The following is a 19,999-nucleotide window of genomic DNA, read 5'->3' as shown; positions in this document are numbered from 1 at the left end:
TTTTATATTAACCTATTCCATAGGTAGCTTTAAAATCCTCAGACATCTCAATACCATCAAGCATCTTGCGTCCTCTCTCAATAAGTTCTTCAAGAGTATATCGCTTGAAACAGCCAAGGCTCATGTCCCATTCCTCACTTTTTGAATAAACCACAAAGCTATCAGATCCTTCATGATAACCAATACTGTAAGGAATCGTTCTGATGTTGATCCATTCAGATGTATCAATTATATCTGTCAAATTCTTTGTAGTTACATACAAAGAGCTATTTTCAGAATCAACATACCAACTTGCTTTTTGCTTATCCCCTGAATACATGGATACTTCATAGATATCGTTGTATCCAATGTAGCTTCCATCTGCATAACTATATCTATTAAGTCTTCCATCAGAAAGAGCTAATAAAAGATATGCATCCTCTACATTTCCAGTTGGATCATAAACAAATGGTTCAAAGAACTTAACCTTTATTCCATCTATCATGAAAACAGTATTTCCATCTAGATCTCTGACAAGAACTGTATCTTCATCCGTAGTCATCACTCTGTTGTTCTTGAAATCAAATACTATTCCATCTGTTACATCCCAGTTATCAGGTAATGATACTTCTTTTGCTTCACTTGTTTCAAGATTGATAAGATGATCCTTTGTTCCACCAACATATACGTAACCATTTTCAGCATCATATTTTAAGAGATTCTTTGTACTGTGTATCAAAGAGCCTTCTTCCACAAAAGGATACTCTCCAATGACCTCATCTTTAGCAATGTCATATATGTGGACCTTATCCCCTGAATTTATATAGTATACAGCAAGTTTTCCATCAGAATAAGACACAAGAGGCGCTGAATAAGCTTGTCCACCACTTATAAGGGTGTTTCCTGTAGCTTCACCAGTATAAACATTAACTGTATACACATTGTATGTTTTATCGATCCAGCTACCAACATAAGCATAATCACCCTTAGTACCAAGAATCTCTATATTATAGTATTTTTCTTCATCATCATTTACATCTATATCATTAATGAGCTTTTTACTATTTGGATCATATACCATTAGGTGGATTCCGTTTTCTTTTACCAAACTCAGAATTTTATCATCATACAAGAAGTCCTTGTGTGTTCCTGTCGTAACAGGTGCATCCTCGTATCTTAGCCAGTTATCATCATATACAGACACATCATAGTAGACAATCTCGCTACTATTGTACTGACAAGTATAGGCCCCTCTATTAAACGCTGCTAGTCTGATATTGTCTGTAAAATAGTTCATAACCGTAACAACATCATTTCCTTTAGTAGCACTTACATCTGTCATTCCACCGTTTGCTGTAATGCCATAAGGATAAGTGTCAGAGCCTCTCATACAAACGAATGGCTCGTTAACGTTATGTGAAAAGAGAATTTCTCCAGTATCAATATCCATTATTTCGCAGATGTTTCCTTCGTAGTAAGCAACACCATGACAATACGGAACCTTAACAAAACCATCATCGATCACTAGATCAGAATACTCAAATTCATTTTTCCAAAGAAGTGACATATCTGTAGCATTTATACAGTACAAAGTAGTGCTATTTGTAGCATAGGTATACATGTTAAGAAATCTTTGATTACTTACTGAATCATCATATTTGTCACAAGAAACGCAAAGATGTTCATCATCAACCCAATAAAGATTATTAAGGTAGTCGTCTTCATCAAATTTATCAATTTCTGTCATATCAAAAACAGAGAAATCCCCACCTTCATAATTCCAGATAACAATGACTCTTTTCTCTTCTTCACCAAGCTTTGCAAGAAATGCTATTCTTTCTTTTGATGGCGAAATAACTGGTCCAGTAAGAAGCACATTTTCTTGCTTTTCTTCATCAACAATTATTTCATAGTTTTTTTCAACCTGACCAGTTAAAGTAGATATCTTATAAATAGTATGGTTGTAATCCTGTATTATAAAATGCTCGTCATCAATAACAACTATTCTACTGGTAAGTAACTCATCAGTTATACTGTCATTGTACCAAAGCTCTTCACCAGTCTTTGAATTTATACATCTAAGATAATGTGATCCTCTTAAAAGAAGCGTATTATCTGCAAGATATATAAAATCATCAATTTCCGTTTCATAATCATTGGATGCAAACTCATAGACCAGTTTATGGTCATCCTTATTCCACACTCTTACATTGTCATTAAAATCAATTGCAACAAGTGATGTTCCATCAGGATCCACAACAAACTTTTCCACAGTATCTGGCATGTTATACACCCAACCTGAAAGGATATTTGAGCTTGTTCTTGGAAGGTATGCAACTGATGCATCACAAAGAGCACTTACAGCCTCAGGAATAACCGGTCTATCCGGATAATCTTCACTTGGTAGAGCCGCCAGTGCAAGCTGCAAAGCTGGAATTCTCTGCTCATCGTTTAAAAGAGATGCTGACTCCTTAGCAAGATATCTGGACTGATTGATAAGGGCCTGCCTGTAGTTCTCATTGATTCTCTGGTTGCTATATAACATATATCCACCAAAGCCAAGAGAAAGCATCATAACAGCTGCTGCAGCCGCAGTAAGCCTCTTCATCTTGTACTGACGCTGTCTGTCCATAAGCTCGTTGTAATTGCAGCCGATCATGGCAGAAACAAGCCTTGGAACTTCAGTGGACTTAACCTCTTTTCTGCTAAGTCTGTAATCACAGGCAAGAGGCTCAACATCCTCAATAACTGTCTCCATCTCGCCATCAGTTGTAGTTCTTATAACTTCCCTTGTCTGCAATACCTTTGGCATTACATCATGGGGCTCACCATCTGCAATTACAGTAAATATCTGATCTCTTGTATGATTTCTTAAAAAGATCTCAATTTCCCTCTCAACCCATGTTGAAAGATGTGTATTAGTTGAACACAAAACGATCAGATACTCAGAATTAGCAAGTGCCTCCTCAATAGTGCTACTAAGGTCACTAGTGATAGGAAGCTCATCCGTATCCCTAAAGATTCTCTCAATCTTCTTATATCCCGTTTTTTTCTGTAATTTCTTCGGAATATGATAGCGCTCTAAATCCTTTTCAATAAGCGCTGCCACCTTATTATCCAGGTCCGCATGCTTATACGAAATAAACGCGTTATAATGTGTACTCATTAACTCTTCCCTTTTCCTATTAATAGTACGTTTCCCCAAACGTTATATAGTATATCACAAAAAGAGCTATGACTTTATGAAAAGTCATAGCTCTTTAAATAATTATCTTATTATATTATTCTGCTACTGAGCAGTACATGAAGTACTTGTATCCAAGTGGGCTTGAGAAGAAGCCTGATACCTTGTCAGAGATCATGTAGAGGTCTGTGTAGTAGTAGATTGGGCAGATGCAACCTGTTGACATAAGAAGGTCTTCTGCTCTGTGCATAAGCTCATAACGTGTCTTTGTATCTGTGCATGTCTTAATGTCGCCGATAAGTACATCGTATGTCTCAGCCCATGTTCCGTTCTCTACCTTTGTGTCATATCCAAGATCTGTAAGATCAAGTGAGTATGCTGCAACCTTAGCGTTGTCGCCCTTACCAAACTGAACATCGTTGTTACCTGATGCTGTTGTCCACATATCAAGGAATGAAATAGGATCGTTGTAGTCACCAAGCCAACCATTACGAGCGATTGAATAGTTACCAGCTTTTCTTGTATCAAGGAATGTAGCCCACTCCTGGTTCTCAAGGTTCATTGTGATACCGATACCAGCAAATGTTGACTGAATAGCCTCACCAATTGCCTTGTGTCCCTCTGATGTGTTATAGAGGTATGTAAGTGTTGGGAAGTCTGTGAACTGCTGAGTTGCTTCATCAAATGTGTAGTACTTCTTGAGTGTCTCAATAGCTGCTGTCCAGTTAGCTTCATAAGCAGCATCTGTTACATCATAGTAACCTGTAATGCTCTTGTCAGGACCAGCATTCTGGTAGAACTGTGATCCATCAGCGTCTGTAAGACCCATAGCTACGAATGAAGAAGCAGGAACCTGTCCACCCTGTGCAATATCGTTAACAATGTAGTTTCTATCGATAAGAAGTGCAAGTGCGTTACGGATCTCGTTCTCAGCGTTAGCCTTCTCAACACCTGTAAGTGTGCTTGATGAAGGAAGGATCTCTTCGTTGATGTTCCAGCATACATAGTATGTACCAAGCTGTCCAGCTGTTACAAACTGTGTAGGATACTTATCCTTAAGAGATGCGATCTCGTTTGTAGGAACGTCATCGATGAACTCCCAGTCACCATTCTCAAAGTTAGCAAGCTGGTTGTTAGCATCATCTGAAAGGTAGAAGTTGATCTCGTTCATTGTAACCTTGTCAGCATCAACGAACTTATCATTCTTTGTAAGAGTGATAACTGAGTTGTGCTCCCAAGAAGACATTACATATGCACCGTTGTTAACATATGTTGAAGGATCTGTTGCCCATGACTCGTTAGCAACTACATCCTCACGAACTGGCATGTATGTAGGGAATGCAAGAAGCTCATTCCAATATGCAACCTGGTTAACAAGAGTAACTTCAAGAGTCTTGTCATCAATAGCCTTAACGTTAAGAGTCTCATCACCCTTAGCATCATCAGCCCAGATATCAGCGTATCCGTCAACTACTTCGAACATGTAACCGTAGTCAGCTGCAAGAGCCTGTCCTGCTGCACGGTTCCAAGCAAATACGAAATCACCTGCTGTTACAGGCTGTCCGTCTGACCATGTAAGGCCATCCTTAAGTGTATAAGTATAAGTAACTGTTCCGTCCTCATTCTCTACACCTTCTACAAGTTCCTCAGCGCAATCTGGCTGAAGTTCAAGATTACCACTAGCATCAAGTCCCCACTTAGCAAGACCTGAGAAAAGGTGGTTGATCATTGTAGCACCATCAACAGCTGAGTTAAGTGCTGGATCAAGAGTAGCTGGCTCAGAAGCAAGACAAACATTGATAACACCTGTGTTTGTTCCAGCTGTTGCGCTGTCTGTTGCAGTTGCATCAGATTCTGTTGACTCTGTTGTCTGCTGTGCATTATCTGTGCCATCTGATGCAGGTGTCTCAGAAGAAGCACCACATGCAGCAAGGCTTAAGACCATGCATGAAGCAAGTAATACTGATAATAACTTCTTTTTCATAATTATCCTCCTTATAAGATAATAAAGTGTTTTTTATAAAAAATGCTCTTGCATCTTTTAACGATTTAGTTAGCTTTTTCCATATGATGACATGCTACAAAATGTCCCTTTGATACCTCTTTGAACTCTGGCATTGAGCATGAGCACTGCTCGTCTGCATATGGGCATCTTGTTCTGAATGGGCATCCAGATGGTGCATTTAAAGGACTTGGTATATCACCTGATAACACAATTCGCTTATTTGCTCTTGCAATCTTTGGATCAGGAACTGGAACTGCAGAGAGAAGCGATTTACTGTATGGGTGAAGTGGGTTTTTGTAAATCTCTTCTGCATCTGCGAGCTCTACCATTTTACCGAGGTACATAACAGCAATTCTGTCACTGATATGCCTCACCACCAAAAGATCATGAGCAATGAACAAATATGTAAGTCCAAGTTTGTCCTGAAGCTCATCAAACATATTGATAACCTGTGCCTGAATTGATACATCAAGAGCAGATACAGGCTCATCACACACAATAAACTCCGGATTAACTGCAAGAGATCTTGCAATTCCGATACGCTGTCTCTGTCCACCTGAGAATTCATGAGCATATCTTGAAGCATGCTCTGAGTTAAGTCCTACATAACTCATAAGTTCAAGGATTCGCTCCCTTCTCTCTTCCTTGGTCTTGTACATGTTGTGGATATCGAGAGGTTCTCCGATGATATCAGATACAGTCATTCTAGGATTGAGTGAAGAATAAGGATCCTGAAAGACCATAGTGGCTTTCTTTCTAAATTCCTTGATATCTTCATTTGTCTTTATAAGCTTGCCGTCATACCAGATCTCACCAGCTGTTGGCTTGTAGAGATTAAGGATGGTACGTCCAACGGTTGTCTTACCGCAGCCTGACTCTCCTACAAGTCCTAAGGTCTCACCTTTTTTGATGGTAAAAGACACATCGTCTACTGCCTTAAGTGGTCTGGTCTTAAAAAATCCAACATTTACATTGAAATATTCCTTGAGATGCTTGATCTCAACGAGGTTCTTTTCGTTTGAATCACCCATTACTTTGCACCGCCTTCCATAAGCTTTTTAACATTCATCCAGCAGCCTGCAGCATGAAAATCATTGATCTGCATACGCTCACATCTTTCTCTGAGGCATATCTTCATAGCTGCGTCGCATCTAGGTGCAAAAGGGCATCCCTTTGGCATGTTCAAAAGATCTATAGGTGTACCTGCAATAGGCTCTAACTTCTTACCCTCTTTTCCCTCAGTAGGGATAGAACGAAGAAGACCTTTTGTATACTCGTGGCAAGGATTGTAGAATATCTCATCTGCTGTTCCCTGCTCGCAGATCGAACCTGCGTACATAACAATAACTTCGTCACACATCTGAGCTACAACACCAAGGTCATGTGTGATCATGATAATAGCCATTCCAAGCTCTTCCTGAAGTGACTTCATAAGGTCAAGGATCTGTGCCTGAATTGTAACGTCAAGAGCAGTTGTAGGCTCGTCAGCTATCAGGATATCTGGTTCGCAGGCAAGAGCCATAGCGATCATTACACGCTGTCTCATACCGCCTGAGAACTCGTATGGATACTGATTCATTCTCTTTTCAGGCTCATTTACATTAACGAGCTTTAACATCTCGATAGCTCTTTCTCTAGCCTGTTCTTTATTTCTATCTGTATGGAGCAAGATTGCCTCCATAAGCTGATGTCCAATTGTATAAGTAGGATTGAGTGATGTCATAGGATCCTGGAAGATGATAGACACCTTGTTGCCGCGAACGGTCTTCATAACCTTCTCGCCAGCTCCAACGAGTTCCTGTCCATCAAGCTTTATTGATCCTGATACGATCTTGCCTGCTCCAGCCAAAATCTGCATGATCGAATATGCAGTAACTGACTTACCAGAGCCAGACTCTCCTACTATTCCAAGTACTTTTCCCCTATCCAGGTCAAAAGATATTCCATTAACTGCCTTAACCTCTCCTGCATCAGTAAAGAATGAGGTATGCAGATCTCTTACTTCTAATAAATTCATCTTTTTAATCTCCCATACATTCTTAATGTAGTTCTGCTCTCGTGCTCTGCACTCGCCAGAACAAAGTAGTACACTAGGCTCGAAAAAACCTCGCCAAGTGATTACTTTATGTATCCAGCTTTGGATCGAACGCATCTCTAAGTCCGTCACCAAAGAGGTTAAGTGAAAGAACTATAAGTGAAATAACAAGCGCTGGAATAACCAGTCTGTATGGATATGATGAAATACCATTAAGTGCATCAGAAGCAAGTGAGCCAAGTGATGGCATAGGAGCATTAACACCAAGTCCCAGGAATGAAAGGTAACTCTCAGTAAAGATTGCACTAGGAATCTGAAGCGCTGTTGAAATGATGATCACTGAGAAGCAGTTAGGAATAAGGTGCTTTAGGATGATCCATTTGCCCTTAGCACCTGCAGCCTGTGAAGCAAGTACATATTCCTGCTCTCTAAGTGACAAGATCTGACCTCTTATAAGTCTTGCCATTGAAACCCAGTACAGAACACCGAATACAATGAACAAACTGATGATATTTGATCCGATCTTGGCAAGGACCGTTCCGTCCAGTGCTCCCTCCATTACTACCTTAAGTACTGAGGATAAAAGAATAACCATCAGCATGTCAGGTAATGAATAGATGATATCTACGATTCTCATTATGATAAGGTCAACCTTGCCTCCCGCATAACCTGCGATGGAACCGATGGTCATACCGATAATAAGAACGATGATGCTGGCAAAGAATCCAACTGCCAGTGAAATACGTGTTCCATATACTACTCTTATGAAGTAGTCTCTACCCTGTGAGTCTGTTCCAAAGATATGTGGAATAACTGACTCTCCAGCTTCCATTCTCCTTAACTCTGATCTGCCGTACTCAAAAGGCTTAAGATCATTAAAAGTGTTATCAACTGGCTTACCAGGTGTCATTCCAAGCATCTGGTCATATGAATATGGCCAAAACATTGGAACAAAAATAGCTGCTAAAGTAATAAGTATTATGATAAAGAAGCAAACTGTTGCTACTCTATTTTTAAGAAGTCTCTTGACGCTGTCCTTAAAGAATGTAGATGAAGGACGCATCTGGACCATATATTCTTTTTCTTCATCTGTTGCAGGGTTGAAATCTTCAAGATTAACCTGCGCGCTTAACTTTGTGATATCCATCTGTAATCGTCTCCTCTTCCTTACTCTAATGTGATCCTTGGGTCAACAACCTTATACAAAATGTCACCAATAAGGTTCATGATTACGATAAGTGTTGCAAGTACAATGGTTGTGCCCATTACAAGTGGATAGTCACGTCCAGTGATACTGTTAACAAACGCTCTTCCTATTCCAGGTACAGCAAAGATCTGCTCAACTACCAGAGATCCTGTTGTGATACCTGCAAGCATAGGTCCAAAGTATGTGATAACAGGAATAAGTGAATTCTTGAGAGCATGTCCGAAAATTATCTTCATTCCTGAAACACCCTTTGCCTTAGCTGTTCTGATATAGTCCTGACCAAGAACTTCAAGCATTGATGATCTTGTAAGCCTTGTGATATAAGCCATCGGATAAAGCGAAAGTGTTATTACAGGAAGTACCAGTCCGTTCCTTGCTGCTCCGTTAGCTGGGAAGATTCCAAGCTTGATAGCAAACAAGATCAGGAAAAGAGATCCCATAATGAATGATGGCATTGATACAAAAGCCGTTGTGATGATCATGATGATCCTGTCTATTAACTTGTTTCTGCGAAGTGCTGCAATAGAACCAAGGACTACACCGCAAACAAGTGCGATGACCGCAGCAATGAGACCAATCTTAGCAGATGTCTTCATACCATCAGCGATGATATCGTTAACTGTTCTGCCTCGTTGTTTAAGTGATGGGCCAAATTCAAATTTGGTCACTACATCCTTAAGATAAGTTAAATACTGTATTCCAAGAGGCTTGTCCAGACCATACTTAGCTTCCATAGCCGCTTTAACGGATTCAGTGACTGCCTTCTCACCAGTGAATGGTCCTCCTGGTACAGCGTGCATTACAAAAAAGGTAACCGTGATGACTACCCAGATCGTAACTATTGCCAAAAAGATTCTTTTGACAATGTACATTAGTGTCTTTGTGTTCATACCCTAGTTTCTCCACCCATTTTTTTGATCTTTTTTGAACCATTGTCGTGGTTCAAAGTTGCATAACTTCAACGCGCTAAACCCTATAAAAAAATTGCAATGACAGCCAGTAAATGTGCGTCATTGCACTAATAATTCAAGATTGTATACACGCATATAATCATGCAACAACACTAATGTTAACGAAATGATTACTTTATGTCAAGTATATGGGGTTAAAATCGCTCTATCTAATTAAAATAGATCAAGATTCTTTGACTAAAATACATATGTCCGTCTGTGGCGTACACATTTTGTCAAATTGTTTTTTCGATTATTTAGACACATAAAAAAGAATCTACGAAAATTATATCACATTTTCGTAGATTCTTCTTATGTTATAGTGTTCAGTTTTTTAGATCAAGCAAATACCATAAGTGACTGTCTTTCGTTGTTTTCCTGCTCTTTCTTCTGTAAAAGAGTCTGATAGGAATTGAGCGCCTGCTGAGTCTTCAGCTGTTGAAGAGCCTTAGTCGCATTGTCCTCTTCCTTGTCCATCTGGTATCCGTTAAGTTCCATAGCTGCATGTGAATTGTAAGTAAGTGCATGCTCAACACCGTTTGTCTGTGCACCAGCATTTGATCTGCTTCCTGTTACTTTCTCAAGAGCTTTGTCGATGTCGTTTACATCGAAGTCGCCTGTAACATTGTAATCTTCAATTCCAAGAGCCTTTAATGTTGTATTGTAAGTAGAAACAGTCTCTTCTGAACCATTGTTGTCTGTAGCTACTGACATATCCTGTGTCTTACCGTTTAACAGCTGCTTTTCATTGTATGTTGTGCCATTAGCTATGTCTTCAATTCCCTGCTTATACTGCTCTATCTGATCCTGAATGTACTGCTTGTCATCATCTGACATTGTTCCATTCATAGCTTTTACTGAAAGCTCTCTTATTGACTGCAGATAATCGGTAATACCATCCAGCGCACCATCTTCAATATTAAGAACAGATTTTGCAGAAGTAAGATTTTCACTTCCTGCATCAAGTCCGCGAACCTGAGACTCTGTCTTTTCCTGAATAGCTAGCTCTGAAGCACCCTGAGAAGCACTAGTGTATGTTCCGCCAGCAGTTATGGTGGAGTATGGTGAGTAACTAGAGTATCCACCAACTGATGAAATGCCGCTCATTTTGCCCTCCTTTTCTTAAAAACAAAACTACGCCTTATAAGGTCATAATAGCATCATAATTAAGAAGTGCTAGCCCCAAATTTATGTTTTTTAATCAATTTTGAAAGGAAATTACATTCGAGTGAATGAAATAAAGAAAAGAAATTATATTTATACTATTTTTTCCACATTTTTTTCACTTTTTGTACACATTTTCTGTTTATAGTATTAGACAAGGTTAGTGATGCAATAATTCTCTAAGCCGTTTAGAGATAATCACTATCTCCCCCTCATAAGAAAATCGCAGGCACTCACGTCCCCCCGTGGGTGTTTTTGCGTTAAAGGATTAATTCTTATAATCATTCATTTTTCATACTTTAGTCAGCATATTTTCCGTAGATTTCCATAAGCTCCATAACTTCTTCTGGTGAAAGATTTTCTGTAGCGTATTCAACAAGTCCCTGCTGATCTCCATCAGTTACGTATTCCATAACTTCCGAAACAGTTTCTGCATCCATATGTTCAGCTACTATCTCAGTAACAGTCTCTCTATCCTCTTCAGACATATTTTCAAGAGTCTCTGTAAGCTTTTGAGCTTCTGGGCTATCGCCAGCAATCTTCTCGATATTCTCACTTAAGATATCAACAGTTTTTTCTGCTGCAGCCTTCTTAAACTTCTCTTTTACAATTGGAAGTGCCACATTTATGAATAACAAGATTACGATTCCAAGAATTATCATTGCCAGCATAAAGCGGCCAAATGCTCCATTTGGATCGTATTCCTTCTTTTTCTTATTTACTTTTTTGCGATTATTTTTTGACATATTTTCTAATGCTCCCATATTTATTTTAGAAATGGTTATATTTCTTTTATAGTTCAGTCACAATTTAGCAACAGTTACATTGTAATATAGTACCTATCAGAAGGACAACTTCTGAACCCCCAACAATACTTTTTTTCATACACGGGTTGTCTGGTTCCCCACTAGGCAACCCCTCCTCCCAAAAACACACCAGCTTCTATAGTAATATAGAAGCTGGTTTTTTGTGTGAATATATTATGATTTAAATAGTGTAGATAAAAGTCCTCTACCAAGACTTGAACCAAAGTTTCCGCCAAGTGTCTTTCCAAACTTACCAAATTTACCGCCTACAGTCTTTCCAACTTCACGTCCAACTGTGCCTGCTACAGAGTTACCAACACTCTTTATTGCCTGCTTTTTCTTTCTTGCTTCAGCGGCCTCTGCTTTTTCTTTTTCCTTTAAAGCGGCAGCTTCTTCTTTTGCCTTAGCCTTGGCTGCAGCCTCTTCCTCTTTTGCCTTCTTGGCAGCTTCTGCATCAGCTAGGCCCTTTCTCTCCAGGAATTCATAAGCTGAGTCAGGATCTTCTGGCTCGTAGTACTTGCTATACAGAACGCTTCCCTTTATCTCTTTGTCCCTAAGAGCTTCATCGATTCCGCCCATCTTGGACTGAGGAGGCAGGATGAATACCCTCTCACAAACTGTAGGTGTTCCAGTCTCATCAAGGAATGAGCAAACGGCTTCGCCAGTTCCAAGCTCCTGGATAACGTCTGCTGTCTTGAACTCTGGATTAGTTCTAAAGGAATCAGCAGCTGCCTTAACAGCTTTCATATCTGAAGGAGTGTATGCGTGAAGTGCATGCTGGATCTTGTTTCCAAGCTGAGCAAGGACTCCATCTGGAATATCCCTTGGATTCTGGGTTACAAAATAAATGCCAACGCCCTTTGATCTGATGAGCTTAACAACCTGCTCGATCTTGTCCATGAGAAGCTTTGGTGTATCGTCAAAAAGAAGATGCGCCTCATCAAAGAAGAATACCATCTTTGGCTTATCAAGGTCGCCAACTTCAGGAAGAGTCTCAAAAAGCTCTGACATCATCCACAAAAGGAATGTAGCATAAAGTGTTCCGTTGTTGATAAGGCTTGTGCTATCAAGGATATTGATCATACCCTTTCCGCCCTCGCCAGTTGTAAACCAGTCTCTGATATTAAGAGCTGGTTCAAAAAAGAACTTATCTCCTCCGGCAATCTCAAGAGAAACAATAGCTCTTACGATAGCAGCTACAGATACAGGGCTGATGTTGCCATAATCTGCTGCAAATTCGTTTTTATTTTCGGAAATATAATTGAGCATAGCCTTTAAGTCCTTGGTATCAACAAGGAGAAGACTATTGTCATCTGCAATCTTAAATGCGATCGAAAGAATATCCCTTTGAAGGTCGTTAAGACCAAGAATCCTACTTAAAAGAAGTGGTCCCATCTCAGATACAGTTGTTCTAAGAGGAATACCATTTTTGCCAAATACATCCCAAAATGTTGCAGGATATTTCTGGAATTTAAAGCCAGCCTCATCAAGGCCAAACTTCTGTATTCTCTTCTGCATATCTTCAGAATCAAGGCCTTCTGTAACCATACCAGAAAGATCCCCCTTAACATCTGCAAGAAATACAGGTACTCCCATGTCACTGAAGCTCTCAGCCAGCACCTTAAGTGTTACAGTCTTACCAGTACCGGTTGCACCAGCTATGAGGCCATGGCGATTTGCCATTTTAGATAAAAGAAATACATTCTCACCCTTTTCGTTATTTGCTACCCAAACTTTACCGTCTTTAAGCATTTTGTCCTCCTCCAACACGAATACTAAATTCCCTTCAAATATTGTATCACAAATTCCCATGGGTAAAGAGAATTTGACATCTCGAACTTCTGTTCGATATAATAAAACCATGGCAGCAGAAAAAGAAAGAAACTATATATGTATAGACCTTAAGTCCTTCTACGCTTCTGTTGAATGTGTCGAAAGAGGGCTTGATGTTATGACTACACGTCTTGTCGTAGCTGATCCCGAGAGATCCGACAAGACTATTTGTCTTGCTGTCTCTCCTGCCCTCAAGGCTCTTGGCATACCAGGTAGATGCAGAGTCTTTGAGATTCCAAAGGGAATCGATTACATCATGGCTCCGCCCCGCATGCAGAAGTATCTCGACTACTCAGCAGAGGTGTATGCCATCTATCTTAAATATATTTCCAAGGACGATATTCACGTCTATTCAGTGGATGAGGCCTTTATGGATGTAACGGAGTATCTGTCTTTGTATCACATGACTGCAAGAGAACTTGGGCAGACCATTATTGATGATATATTCGCAACCCTTGGTCTTCGTGCCACCTGTGGCATAGGCACCAATCTTTTTCTTACCAAGGTTGCCCTTGATATTACTGCCAAGCACTCTCCTGATTTCATTGGAGAACTTGATGAAAAGAGCTACAGGGAGACTCTATGGGAACATCGCCCCCTTACTGATTTTTGGCGCGTAGGTCCTGGAATTTCTAAGCGTCTTGCCACCTACGGCATGATGACTATGAAGGATATAGCCCATGGCAACGAGGATCTTCTATATAAGCTCTTTGGCGTCAATGCTGAGCTTTTGATTGATCACGCATGGGGCCGTGAGTCTACTACTATTGCAGATATTAGGAACTATAGTTCACAGTCCCGCTCTCTTACTCAAGGTCAGGTCCTTATGAAGGACTACTCCTTTGAAGAAGGCCTTGTCATTGCCAAGGAGATGATGGATGTAATGTGCCTTGATATGGTAGACAAAGAGCTTGTCAGCAAGTCTTTTACCCTGTCTGTAGGCTACGCCAAGAATACTCCTGTTCCGGGAGTTCACGGTTCTTTTTCACTGGATACTGAGACTAACGCCTCATTTATCCTGATTCCTGAGATTGCTAAGCTGTACAGCCAGCTTGTAAATAAGGACTATCTCATAAGGCGCATGTACATTGTCAGCAACAATGTGGTTCCTGAAGAGTTCATGCAGTACTCTTTCTTTGTGTCTCCTGAAGATATAGAAAGGGACAAAAAGGTTCAGAAGGCTGTTCTGGAGATCAAAAATAAATTCGGCAAAAATGCCATTTTAAAGGGTCTTAACTTTGAACCTGGCGCCACCACCAGAGATAGAAACAATCAGATTGGAGGACACAAAGCGTAATATGGCTAGACAGAAAATGTCACCCGACAAAAGAGCTGCTCAATTCCTCCCTTTCCAGGCTGTCAAAGGGCTAGACGAGGCTCTGAGAGCAAAAGAAAAGATCACAGTACCAAAAATCGAGCTCTCCGAGGAAATGTTCGAAGAGCTCGATAAAAAGATGCACGATATTAGAAAAGGCAGCATCATCAGCTGCGTCTACTTTCACAAGGGCGAATACCTGAAAGTTACAGGTATGGTCGCAAGACTTGATGAAGTAGCGAGGATACTTCAGATCGTTAATACCAAAATATCCTTTGATGATATATTAGACGTTACTTTTGAATGATCAAATTTCTTTTACCCAAAGTCCGTGGAGATTGCAGTACTCGTATGCAGCTACCGCCTTCTCGCCGCTTGCAAGAACAAATTCTGCGCATGGCTTCTCGCCTGGCTTCAAGTTCTTGATCATACATCCCTTGTCCGTCTCAAGACATACAAACTGGATATAATGTTCTGGCATCATAGGATGCTCAACTTCGCCGACTTCCACGATTACTTTGCTGCCATCCACAGTAACCTTAGGAACGTGCTTTTCAAATGCACCATCAGTAGCTCCTGGAACGAGCTCTTTCATAGGCTCTCCACAGCAAACTACAGGAACACCTGAATCATTTAGCTTGGTAATAATATTGCCGCAATGCTCACATCTGTAAAATTTCATAGCGAAACCTCCTGACAAAAACCGAGTTTGCCTGCAAAATAACGCAGTAAGTTCACTAATAATTTTAACATATATGCGTCAGCAATTATACTTAATAATATTACTTTTCAAAATATGCAAAAGCGATAGCTCCAGGGCCTGTATATGTGCCTATGGTAGCTCCTGCAACGGCATACTGAATGTCATTTTCATGACCTTCATATAAGGCCTTAGAATCTTCCACATATTTCCTTAACATCTCATCTGAAAAGCCAGAATAAGCAAGGCATGTTGGTTTGTCGTAGTCTATGCCACCAGTTTTTTTGACAAATTCCATGAGCATATTATGACCGTTCTTGGAACCTCTGGCCTTGCCAATTACTTTAACAACACCCTCTTCTATGGTTATGACCGGCTTGATCATAAGAATGTTGCCCGCAAAAGCCGCAGCAGAAGATATTCTTCCGCCAAGCTTTAAGTATTCAAGGGTGTCAAATACTGCGATAACATGAGCCTTTTTGAGCTCCGGTGTGATGGTCTCTAGGATCTCTTTGGCTGAAAGCCCCTGGTCTCTAAGCTGAACTGCTCTTTGAACTATTACATATTCTGAAATGCAGAACTGCTTGGTATCAACTATATGAATGTTATCAGAGAAATCCTCCGCTGCTATGCATGCACTCTGATAAGATCCAGATACCCCCGAAGAAAGGCTAAAATATATGAGTTCCTCTCCCGCTTCATCTGCTTTTCTGAATTCCTCTGAATAATCATATGGAGATATCTGACTTGTTTTTGGTATCTCATCTGTCTCAACAAGCTTTTTATAAAAATCAGTACTTGAAAGAGTTACACCATCAAGGAATTCTTCATCTCCAAATCTTACCTTTAATGGAAGTACTGTTATGCCCCATTCTTTCGCCTTTTCCTGTGGTATATCACTTGCTGAATCTGTAATTATCCTTACTGCCATTTTCCTACCTCTTCTCGGAAACAATCACATATAGTTTCCGTTACTATATGCATTTCTCTCATTTTATGACCATTAGTCACATTTGTAGTTTCCGTAAACATAAGTTGAAGAATAACATAAAAAAATAGGAGTTGCAACTTTTTAGTTACAACTCCTACTAGGTGCTATATAGCTGTGGTTTTACATTAGCCTCTAGGAAAATCGTCGTGAATAAGTCCAAGATCATCATTGTTTATCATTTCATTTTCTTCATCTTCTGCTAGTTCTTTTGCAAATCTCTTGTCCACTAAGATATGTCTAAAAAGTCCATGGCATCCGTCAGAACAGTCTCTCCAAGTAGCATCAAAATTACCTGTATACCAAGGATCTGCCACATCACCGTCTCTATCAGTAAAATCAAGCATTTTGAATACCTTGTGATCTGGATCACCGCTAAAGATACGATTAAGATCTCTGATATTAGCACTATCCATGCCGATTATATAATCAAACTTGTCATAATCAGTTCTGGAAGTAAGTCTTGCTCTCTTCTCTGCCACTCCAAGTTCATTATCATCTGTCCCTATGCCATGCTCACGAAGTTTAGCCCTTGCCGGAGGATATACCGGACTTCCAACTCCATTCCAGATCTCATCTGTATGTGTGGCTGAAGATTCAATGTGAAACTTGTCCCAAAGGCCTTGTTTACTCACAATGTCCTTCATTATGAACTCCGCCATTGTAGAACGGCATATGTTGCCGTGGCAGACGAAAAGTACTTTTATCATAAGCTTTAACCTCAGTATTTATCAGTGTTTCAGGATTGCACAGCATCGTGCATTCAGGATTATATCCCTGTAATAAAATCCCGTATTTTCGCAATTCTTCTCATATCTTTTCAGGCAAAAGTGGTAAAAAAAGTGGTAAATATATACAGCCTTACCACTTAAGTTTTTCACCTGTTTTACAGGGCTTTCATGGATTCACTCATTTGCAGCGGATCTCATTTCCTGCATTCCGGAAATACGATTCATCTCTTCCATAGCGTCATCAAATCCGATATGGGTGTAGGTATTCATCGTCACAGAAATATCAGAATGTCCCATTATATATTGCAATGTCTTAGGGTTCATTCCCGATTTTGCCATATTGGAGCAGAACGTGTGCCTGCAGACATGAGGTGTAACCTTCGGCATCTGAACCTTATAGATGCTGTTATACTTCGCACAGATATGCTCAAAGTATTTCTCCCAGTGTAGGGCTACCATCGGCATATCGTTCTTATCAAGGAAAAGAAAACCTGTACAACCATCCACCATCGGTTCAACCTTCGGTGATTTCCTGTTCCTTATAATTCTGCGAAAGCATTCCGCCACCTCTTCTGTCATCGGTACATAACGACTGCCGCTTTCAGTCTTGGGCTTTTCAATGATATATTTCATATCACTGGTACGCAGGAGCTGATGATCCACGCCTATCCTCATGTTTTCAAAATCAATGTCATGAGTTGTCAGACCGCAGAATTCCGAAATGCGAAGTCCTGTTTTGAAGAGAATATAAATCCCATCATAATACCTGCAAAAATGCATGTCATCCTGAACAAATTTTAATAAGTCTCTTTCCTGCTTTCTTGTGATTGCTTCCCTTGTAACACTGTCATTAACAATCACCGAAGCAAGCTCGAAATCAAACGGATTTTTACGAATCAGATCATCATTCAGAGCCATACGAAATGCCGGACGCACAACTCCTCGAATTGTATGGATAGTGCTGTAGCTCTTCTTATCCGACTGCTGCAGTTTTATTAGCCATGCCTTTGCATCCGAAGTCTTCACCTTGTCAATTCTCTGAATAGCAAAGGATTCCTTACGAAGTATATTAAGCACTGTCTTATATCCGGCTGCGGTACTGCTTCGTACACCGGTCTTTAATGATACATACTTCTCACAGAGTGTCAGAACTGTATAATTGCCGCCCTTGGGAACAATTGCATCAAACAGATCCTGCGTGACCTGTTTTTCTTTCTCCCTCAGTGACAGGTCATATTTCTTACCTTTGGGTGTGGGATCATTATGATCCAGCCTCCAGCTGTAAAGATTCCTTTCCTGACCATTCACATCGATGTATTTAAAACGATATCTTCCGTCTGATCTCTGGCTCTCTCCATTGTGGAGAATGCGATTCTTATTATCTCTTCGCTTCTCGCTCATGTTCTCTCCTTTCTGTATAAAGAAGAGAGCCCGGATTCATGAGGATATTTTACCATGAAATACAGCTCTCTTCTATAAAAGCAGCGCATATTTGTACGGTTACAGCGTAGTCGCCATATCCAGAAATTCTTCGAACTTCCGTCTTTTAATCAGCACCCTGTTTCCATTCATGATTGCAAAATCAGAATTCGAATGTTCATCTACAAGTCTTCGCAGTTTTGCCTCTCCGATATGGTAGTAGCTTGCAGCTTCTTCAATGGTCAGAGTATAGCGTTTCCAGGTTGGTATCTCATTCATTTCCGGTATCCTCCCCATCTGCAATTACACGTTTTACAAGCTCCATATTCTTAGCTGCAGTAATTGTCCTTTTGCTTTTACCTGTTACCATAACAGGCGTACACATCCCGAGAATGCGGTCATAAATCCTCTGATACTGTAAATCATCCGACGATGCCATTTTTCTGATCTGCTCAATTGTCAGGTTGGTCGTGATGATGAGAGGTTTCCCGGATTCCCATCTTCTGTTGATTACCTGAAATACATTCTGAAGAGCAAACTCGCTTTTTCTCTCCGCACCGAGATCGTCCAGGATCAGTAAATCATACACTGAAATTGTTTTCACGAACTCTGCTGAATCAAACACCGAGATATTGCTTATTTCAGCAAAATCCCTCATAAGGACACTTTTCCCTTTGTCAAGCAGGGCATTCGCAATACAGGCAGCCATATAAGTCTTACCGCTTCCGACACTGCCCCATAAAAGAAGTCCTGCACCTTTCTCCCTCATTTTATTCCACGCCGAAATATATGCTTTTCCTTTTTCCATCGATGGATTACTCCCATCATCAGCATCAAATGTCCAGTCATTCATACTCTTATCATGAAAACAGATGGCACGATTTCGAAGAACCTGATTTCTGAATTCCTGTTCTTCATGCTCTTTCCTGACTCTCTGCTGACGCTCCTGTTCACATGAACACAGGACGTGTACTGTTATCTCTCTTCCCATGAAAAGAAATCTTCCCTGCCGGGGAGTATGACACTTGCTGCAATATTCCAATCCATCCTCACCAATATAAAAATCCTGCTCTTTACCCATCACAAGCTCTCTCCCTCCTTGAACGTATATTTATCAGTTATTTGATCATGTATCTCTGTATAGTTATTAGTGTGCAGTTTTCTGAATACTCCATTGCCGCTTTTCTGAACTGGTTGAGAACGGATTTCTGAAATAGCCTGATTGTATTTCCGAAACTCCGATGGAATCTTTACATATATGCAATATCCATCCCTGCCGCTGTATTCCCTTATAATCAGCTCTTCATGCTCCAGCTTCTTAAGTGCTGTTCCTATTGTCGTCCTGCCTCTGCCGATTAATTCTGCAAGATCATCCCATGTATAACGCTCAAATATCCTGCCATCAGAATCGCCCCAGCCATTCTTCTGTGAAAGCAAAGCCCTGTTTAGCAGCATTCCGTATATCAACAGTTCCGTACTTCCAAGACTGCTATTCAGCAGGCATAACGGAACAGGAATATAAGCTCCTACCTTCGTGTCCTTATAGATAAAATCCGTTTCCATGTGTTTTCCCTTTCTTTGTCACCTGTAATCTGCAGTATCACAGATGGATTTCTTTCTTCATACGTTATGTGGGACACATAAAAGCATAATCTGAAACTTTTGAGCAAAAAAATACTGTTC

The 19,999-nt window shown here is 40.3% G+C and carries 18 protein-coding genes; 2 read left to right on the top strand and 16 right to left on the bottom strand.

Annotated elements, in window-relative coordinates; translation table 11 throughout:
- Positions 1-7: 7 nt before the first annotated feature.
- The 9 genes from BLS24_RS00920 to BLS24_RS00880 all read right to left on the bottom strand — a co-directional run bounded on the left by BLS24_RS00920 (position 8) and on the right by BLS24_RS00880 (position 13,082).
- Positions 8-3,145 (bottom strand): TIR domain-containing protein, encoded by a 3,138-nt coding sequence (locus BLS24_RS00920; RefSeq protein ID WP_091755243.1) that lies wholly within the window; start codon positions 3,143-3,145, stop codon positions 8-10.
- 115 nt (positions 3,146-3,260) lie between these two features.
- Positions 3,261-5,147, bottom strand: a complete 1,887-nt coding sequence (locus BLS24_RS00915; protein WP_091755242.1) for a peptide ABC transporter substrate-binding protein — start codon at positions 5,145-5,147, stop codon at positions 3,261-3,263.
- A 65-nt stretch (positions 5,148-5,212) separates the two neighbouring features.
- Positions 5,213-6,199, bottom strand: coding sequence for an ABC transporter ATP-binding protein (locus BLS24_RS00910; protein ID WP_091755241.1), 987 nt, complete (start codon positions 6,197-6,199; stop codon positions 5,213-5,215).
- A complete protein-coding gene (locus BLS24_RS00905; RefSeq protein ID WP_071175781.1) occupies positions 6,199-7,185 on the bottom strand; it encodes an ABC transporter ATP-binding protein in 987 nt (328 codons plus the stop codon). The genes BLS24_RS00910 and BLS24_RS00905 overlap by 1 nt, the downstream gene beginning before the upstream one ends.
- Positions 7,186-7,291: 106 nt before the next feature.
- The gene (locus BLS24_RS00900) at positions 7,292-8,350 is read right to left on the bottom strand and encodes an ABC transporter permease (RefSeq protein ID WP_091755240.1); all 1,059 of its coding nucleotides are present in this window, start codon (positions 8,348-8,350) and stop codon (positions 7,292-7,294) included.
- A 20-nt stretch (positions 8,351-8,370) separates the two neighbouring features.
- Positions 8,371-9,300: an ABC transporter permease gene (locus BLS24_RS00895; RefSeq protein ID WP_091755239.1), complete on the bottom strand. Its 930-nt coding sequence runs from the start codon at positions 9,298-9,300 to the stop codon at positions 8,371-8,373.
- 399 nt (positions 9,301-9,699) lie between these two features.
- Positions 9,700-10,467: a flagellin gene (locus BLS24_RS00890; RefSeq protein WP_091755238.1), complete on the bottom strand. Its 768-nt coding sequence runs from the start codon at positions 10,465-10,467 to the stop codon at positions 9,700-9,702.
- A 356-nt stretch (positions 10,468-10,823) separates the two neighbouring features.
- The gene (locus tag BLS24_RS00885) at positions 10,824-11,270 is read right to left on the bottom strand and encodes a hypothetical protein (protein WP_091755237.1); all 447 of its coding nucleotides are present in this window, start codon (positions 11,268-11,270) and stop codon (positions 10,824-10,826) included.
- A 234-nt stretch (positions 11,271-11,504) separates the two neighbouring features.
- Positions 11,505-13,082, bottom strand: a complete 1,578-nt coding sequence (locus BLS24_RS00880) for a helicase HerA-like domain-containing protein (protein ID WP_091755236.1) — start codon at positions 13,080-13,082, stop codon at positions 11,505-11,507.
- 109 nt (positions 13,083-13,191) lie between these two features.
- Between BLS24_RS00880 and BLS24_RS00875 the strand changes: the two genes are divergently transcribed.
- Positions 13,192-14,460, top strand: a complete 1,269-nt coding sequence (locus BLS24_RS00875; RefSeq protein WP_091755235.1) for a Y-family DNA polymerase — start codon at positions 13,192-13,194, stop codon at positions 14,458-14,460.
- Between the two features lies 1 nt (position 14,461).
- Complete coding sequence (locus tag BLS24_RS00870; RefSeq protein ID WP_242872197.1) at positions 14,462-14,785, top strand: YolD-like family protein; 324 nt, start codon at positions 14,462-14,464, stop codon at positions 14,783-14,785.
- On the opposite strand, the gene BLS24_RS00865 is transcribed toward BLS24_RS00870, so the two are convergent.
- From BLS24_RS00865 to BLS24_RS00835, 7 genes are all read right to left on the bottom strand, one after another.
- The gene (locus BLS24_RS00865; RefSeq protein WP_091755234.1) at positions 14,786-15,160 is read right to left on the bottom strand and encodes a desulfoferrodoxin family protein; all 375 of its coding nucleotides are present in this window, start codon (positions 15,158-15,160) and stop codon (positions 14,786-14,788) included.
- A 100-nt stretch (positions 15,161-15,260) separates the two neighbouring features.
- Positions 15,261-16,109: a DegV family protein gene (locus BLS24_RS00860; RefSeq protein ID WP_091755233.1), complete on the bottom strand. Its 849-nt coding sequence runs from the start codon at positions 16,107-16,109 to the stop codon at positions 15,261-15,263.
- A 185-nt stretch (positions 16,110-16,294) separates the two neighbouring features.
- On the bottom strand, positions 16,295-16,876 hold the full coding sequence (locus tag BLS24_RS00855) for a low molecular weight protein-tyrosine-phosphatase (RefSeq protein ID WP_091755232.1): 582 nt from the start codon (positions 16,874-16,876) through the stop codon (positions 16,295-16,297).
- A gap of 195 nt (positions 16,877-17,071) precedes the next feature.
- Entirely contained in the window at positions 17,072-18,298 is a 1,227-nt protein-coding gene (locus BLS24_RS00850) for a tyrosine-type recombinase/integrase (protein ID WP_091755231.1), read from the bottom strand.
- Between the two features lie 99 nt (positions 18,299-18,397).
- Positions 18,398-18,595 carry an excisionase gene (locus BLS24_RS00845; protein ID WP_176764294.1) on the bottom strand — a complete coding sequence of 66 codons (198 nt, stop codon included), beginning with the start codon at positions 18,593-18,595 and terminating at the stop codon, positions 18,398-18,400.
- Positions 18,588-19,397 (bottom strand): ATP-binding protein, encoded by an 810-nt coding sequence (locus BLS24_RS00840; RefSeq protein ID WP_091755229.1) that lies wholly within the window; start codon positions 19,395-19,397, stop codon positions 18,588-18,590. The genes BLS24_RS00845 and BLS24_RS00840 overlap by 8 nt, the downstream gene beginning before the upstream one ends.
- Complete coding sequence (locus BLS24_RS00835) at positions 19,397-19,879, bottom strand: replication initiator protein A (RefSeq protein WP_091755228.1); 483 nt, start codon at positions 19,877-19,879, stop codon at positions 19,397-19,399. The genes BLS24_RS00840 and BLS24_RS00835 overlap by 1 nt, the downstream gene beginning before the upstream one ends.
- Positions 19,880-19,999 lie beyond the last annotated feature (120 nt).

Origin of the sequence: Butyrivibrio sp. INlla18, from assembly GCF_900103635.1 — a bacterium.
Classification (GTDB): Bacteria; Bacillota; Clostridia; order Lachnospirales; family Lachnospiraceae; genus Butyrivibrio.
This window is presented reverse-complemented; position numbering and strand designations above follow the sequence as displayed.

What these genes read in the sequence shown, in the direction of transcription:
- BLS24_RS00850 (WP_091755231.1), bottom strand. Translation starts at nt 18,298, where the DNA reads ATGAGCGAGAAGCGAAGAGATAATAAGAATCGCATTCTCCACAATGGA.
- BLS24_RS00835 (WP_091755228.1), bottom strand. Translation starts at nt 19,879, where the DNA reads ATGGAAACGGATTTTATCTATAAGGACACGAAGGTAGGAGCTTATATT.
- BLS24_RS00880 (WP_091755236.1), bottom strand. Translation starts at nt 13,082, where the DNA reads ATGCTTAAAGACGGTAAAGTTTGGGTAGCAAATAACGAAAAGGGTGAG.
- BLS24_RS00885 (WP_091755237.1), bottom strand. Translation starts at nt 11,270, where the DNA reads ATGTCAAAAAATAATCGCAAAAAAGTAAATAAGAAAAAGAAGGAATAC.
- BLS24_RS00865 (WP_091755234.1), bottom strand. Translation starts at nt 15,160, where the DNA reads ATGAAATTTTACAGATGTGAGCATTGCGGCAATATTATTACCAAGCTA.
- BLS24_RS00860 (WP_091755233.1), bottom strand. Translation starts at nt 16,109, where the DNA reads ATGGCAGTAAGGATAATTACAGATTCAGCAAGTGATATACCACAGGAA.
- BLS24_RS00840 (WP_091755229.1), bottom strand. Translation starts at nt 19,397, where the DNA reads ATGGGTAAAGAGCAGGATTTTTATATTGGTGAGGATGGATTGGAATAT.
- BLS24_RS00915 (WP_091755242.1), bottom strand. Translation starts at nt 5,147, where the DNA reads ATGAAAAAGAAGTTATTATCAGTATTACTTGCTTCATGCATGGTCTTA.
- BLS24_RS00905 (WP_071175781.1), bottom strand. Translation starts at nt 7,185, where the DNA reads ATGAATTTATTAGAAGTAAGAGATCTGCATACCTCATTCTTTACTGAT.
- BLS24_RS00910 (WP_091755241.1), bottom strand. Translation starts at nt 6,199, where the DNA reads ATGGGTGATTCAAACGAAAAGAACCTCGTTGAGATCAAGCATCTCAAG.
- BLS24_RS00895 (WP_091755239.1), bottom strand. Translation starts at nt 9,300, where the DNA reads ATGAACACAAAGACACTAATGTACATTGTCAAAAGAATCTTTTTGGCA.
- BLS24_RS00900 (WP_091755240.1), bottom strand. Translation starts at nt 8,350, where the DNA reads ATGGATATCACAAAGTTAAGCGCGCAGGTTAATCTTGAAGATTTCAAC.
- BLS24_RS00920 (WP_091755243.1), bottom strand. Translation starts at nt 3,145, where the DNA reads ATGAGTACACATTATAACGCGTTTATTTCGTATAAGCATGCGGACCTG.
- BLS24_RS00855 (WP_091755232.1), bottom strand. Translation starts at nt 16,876, where the DNA reads ATGATAAAAGTACTTTTCGTCTGCCACGGCAACATATGCCGTTCTACA.
- BLS24_RS00870 (WP_242872197.1), top strand. Translation starts at nt 14,462, where the DNA reads ATGGCTAGACAGAAAATGTCACCCGACAAAAGAGCTGCTCAATTCCTC.
- BLS24_RS00845 (WP_176764294.1), bottom strand. Translation starts at nt 18,595, where the DNA reads ATGAATGAGATACCAACCTGGAAACGCTATACTCTGACCATTGAAGAA.
- BLS24_RS00890 (WP_091755238.1), bottom strand. Translation starts at nt 10,467, where the DNA reads ATGAGCGGCATTTCATCAGTTGGTGGATACTCTAGTTACTCACCATAC.
- BLS24_RS00875 (WP_091755235.1), top strand. Translation starts at nt 13,192, where the DNA reads ATGGCAGCAGAAAAAGAAAGAAACTATATATGTATAGACCTTAAGTCC.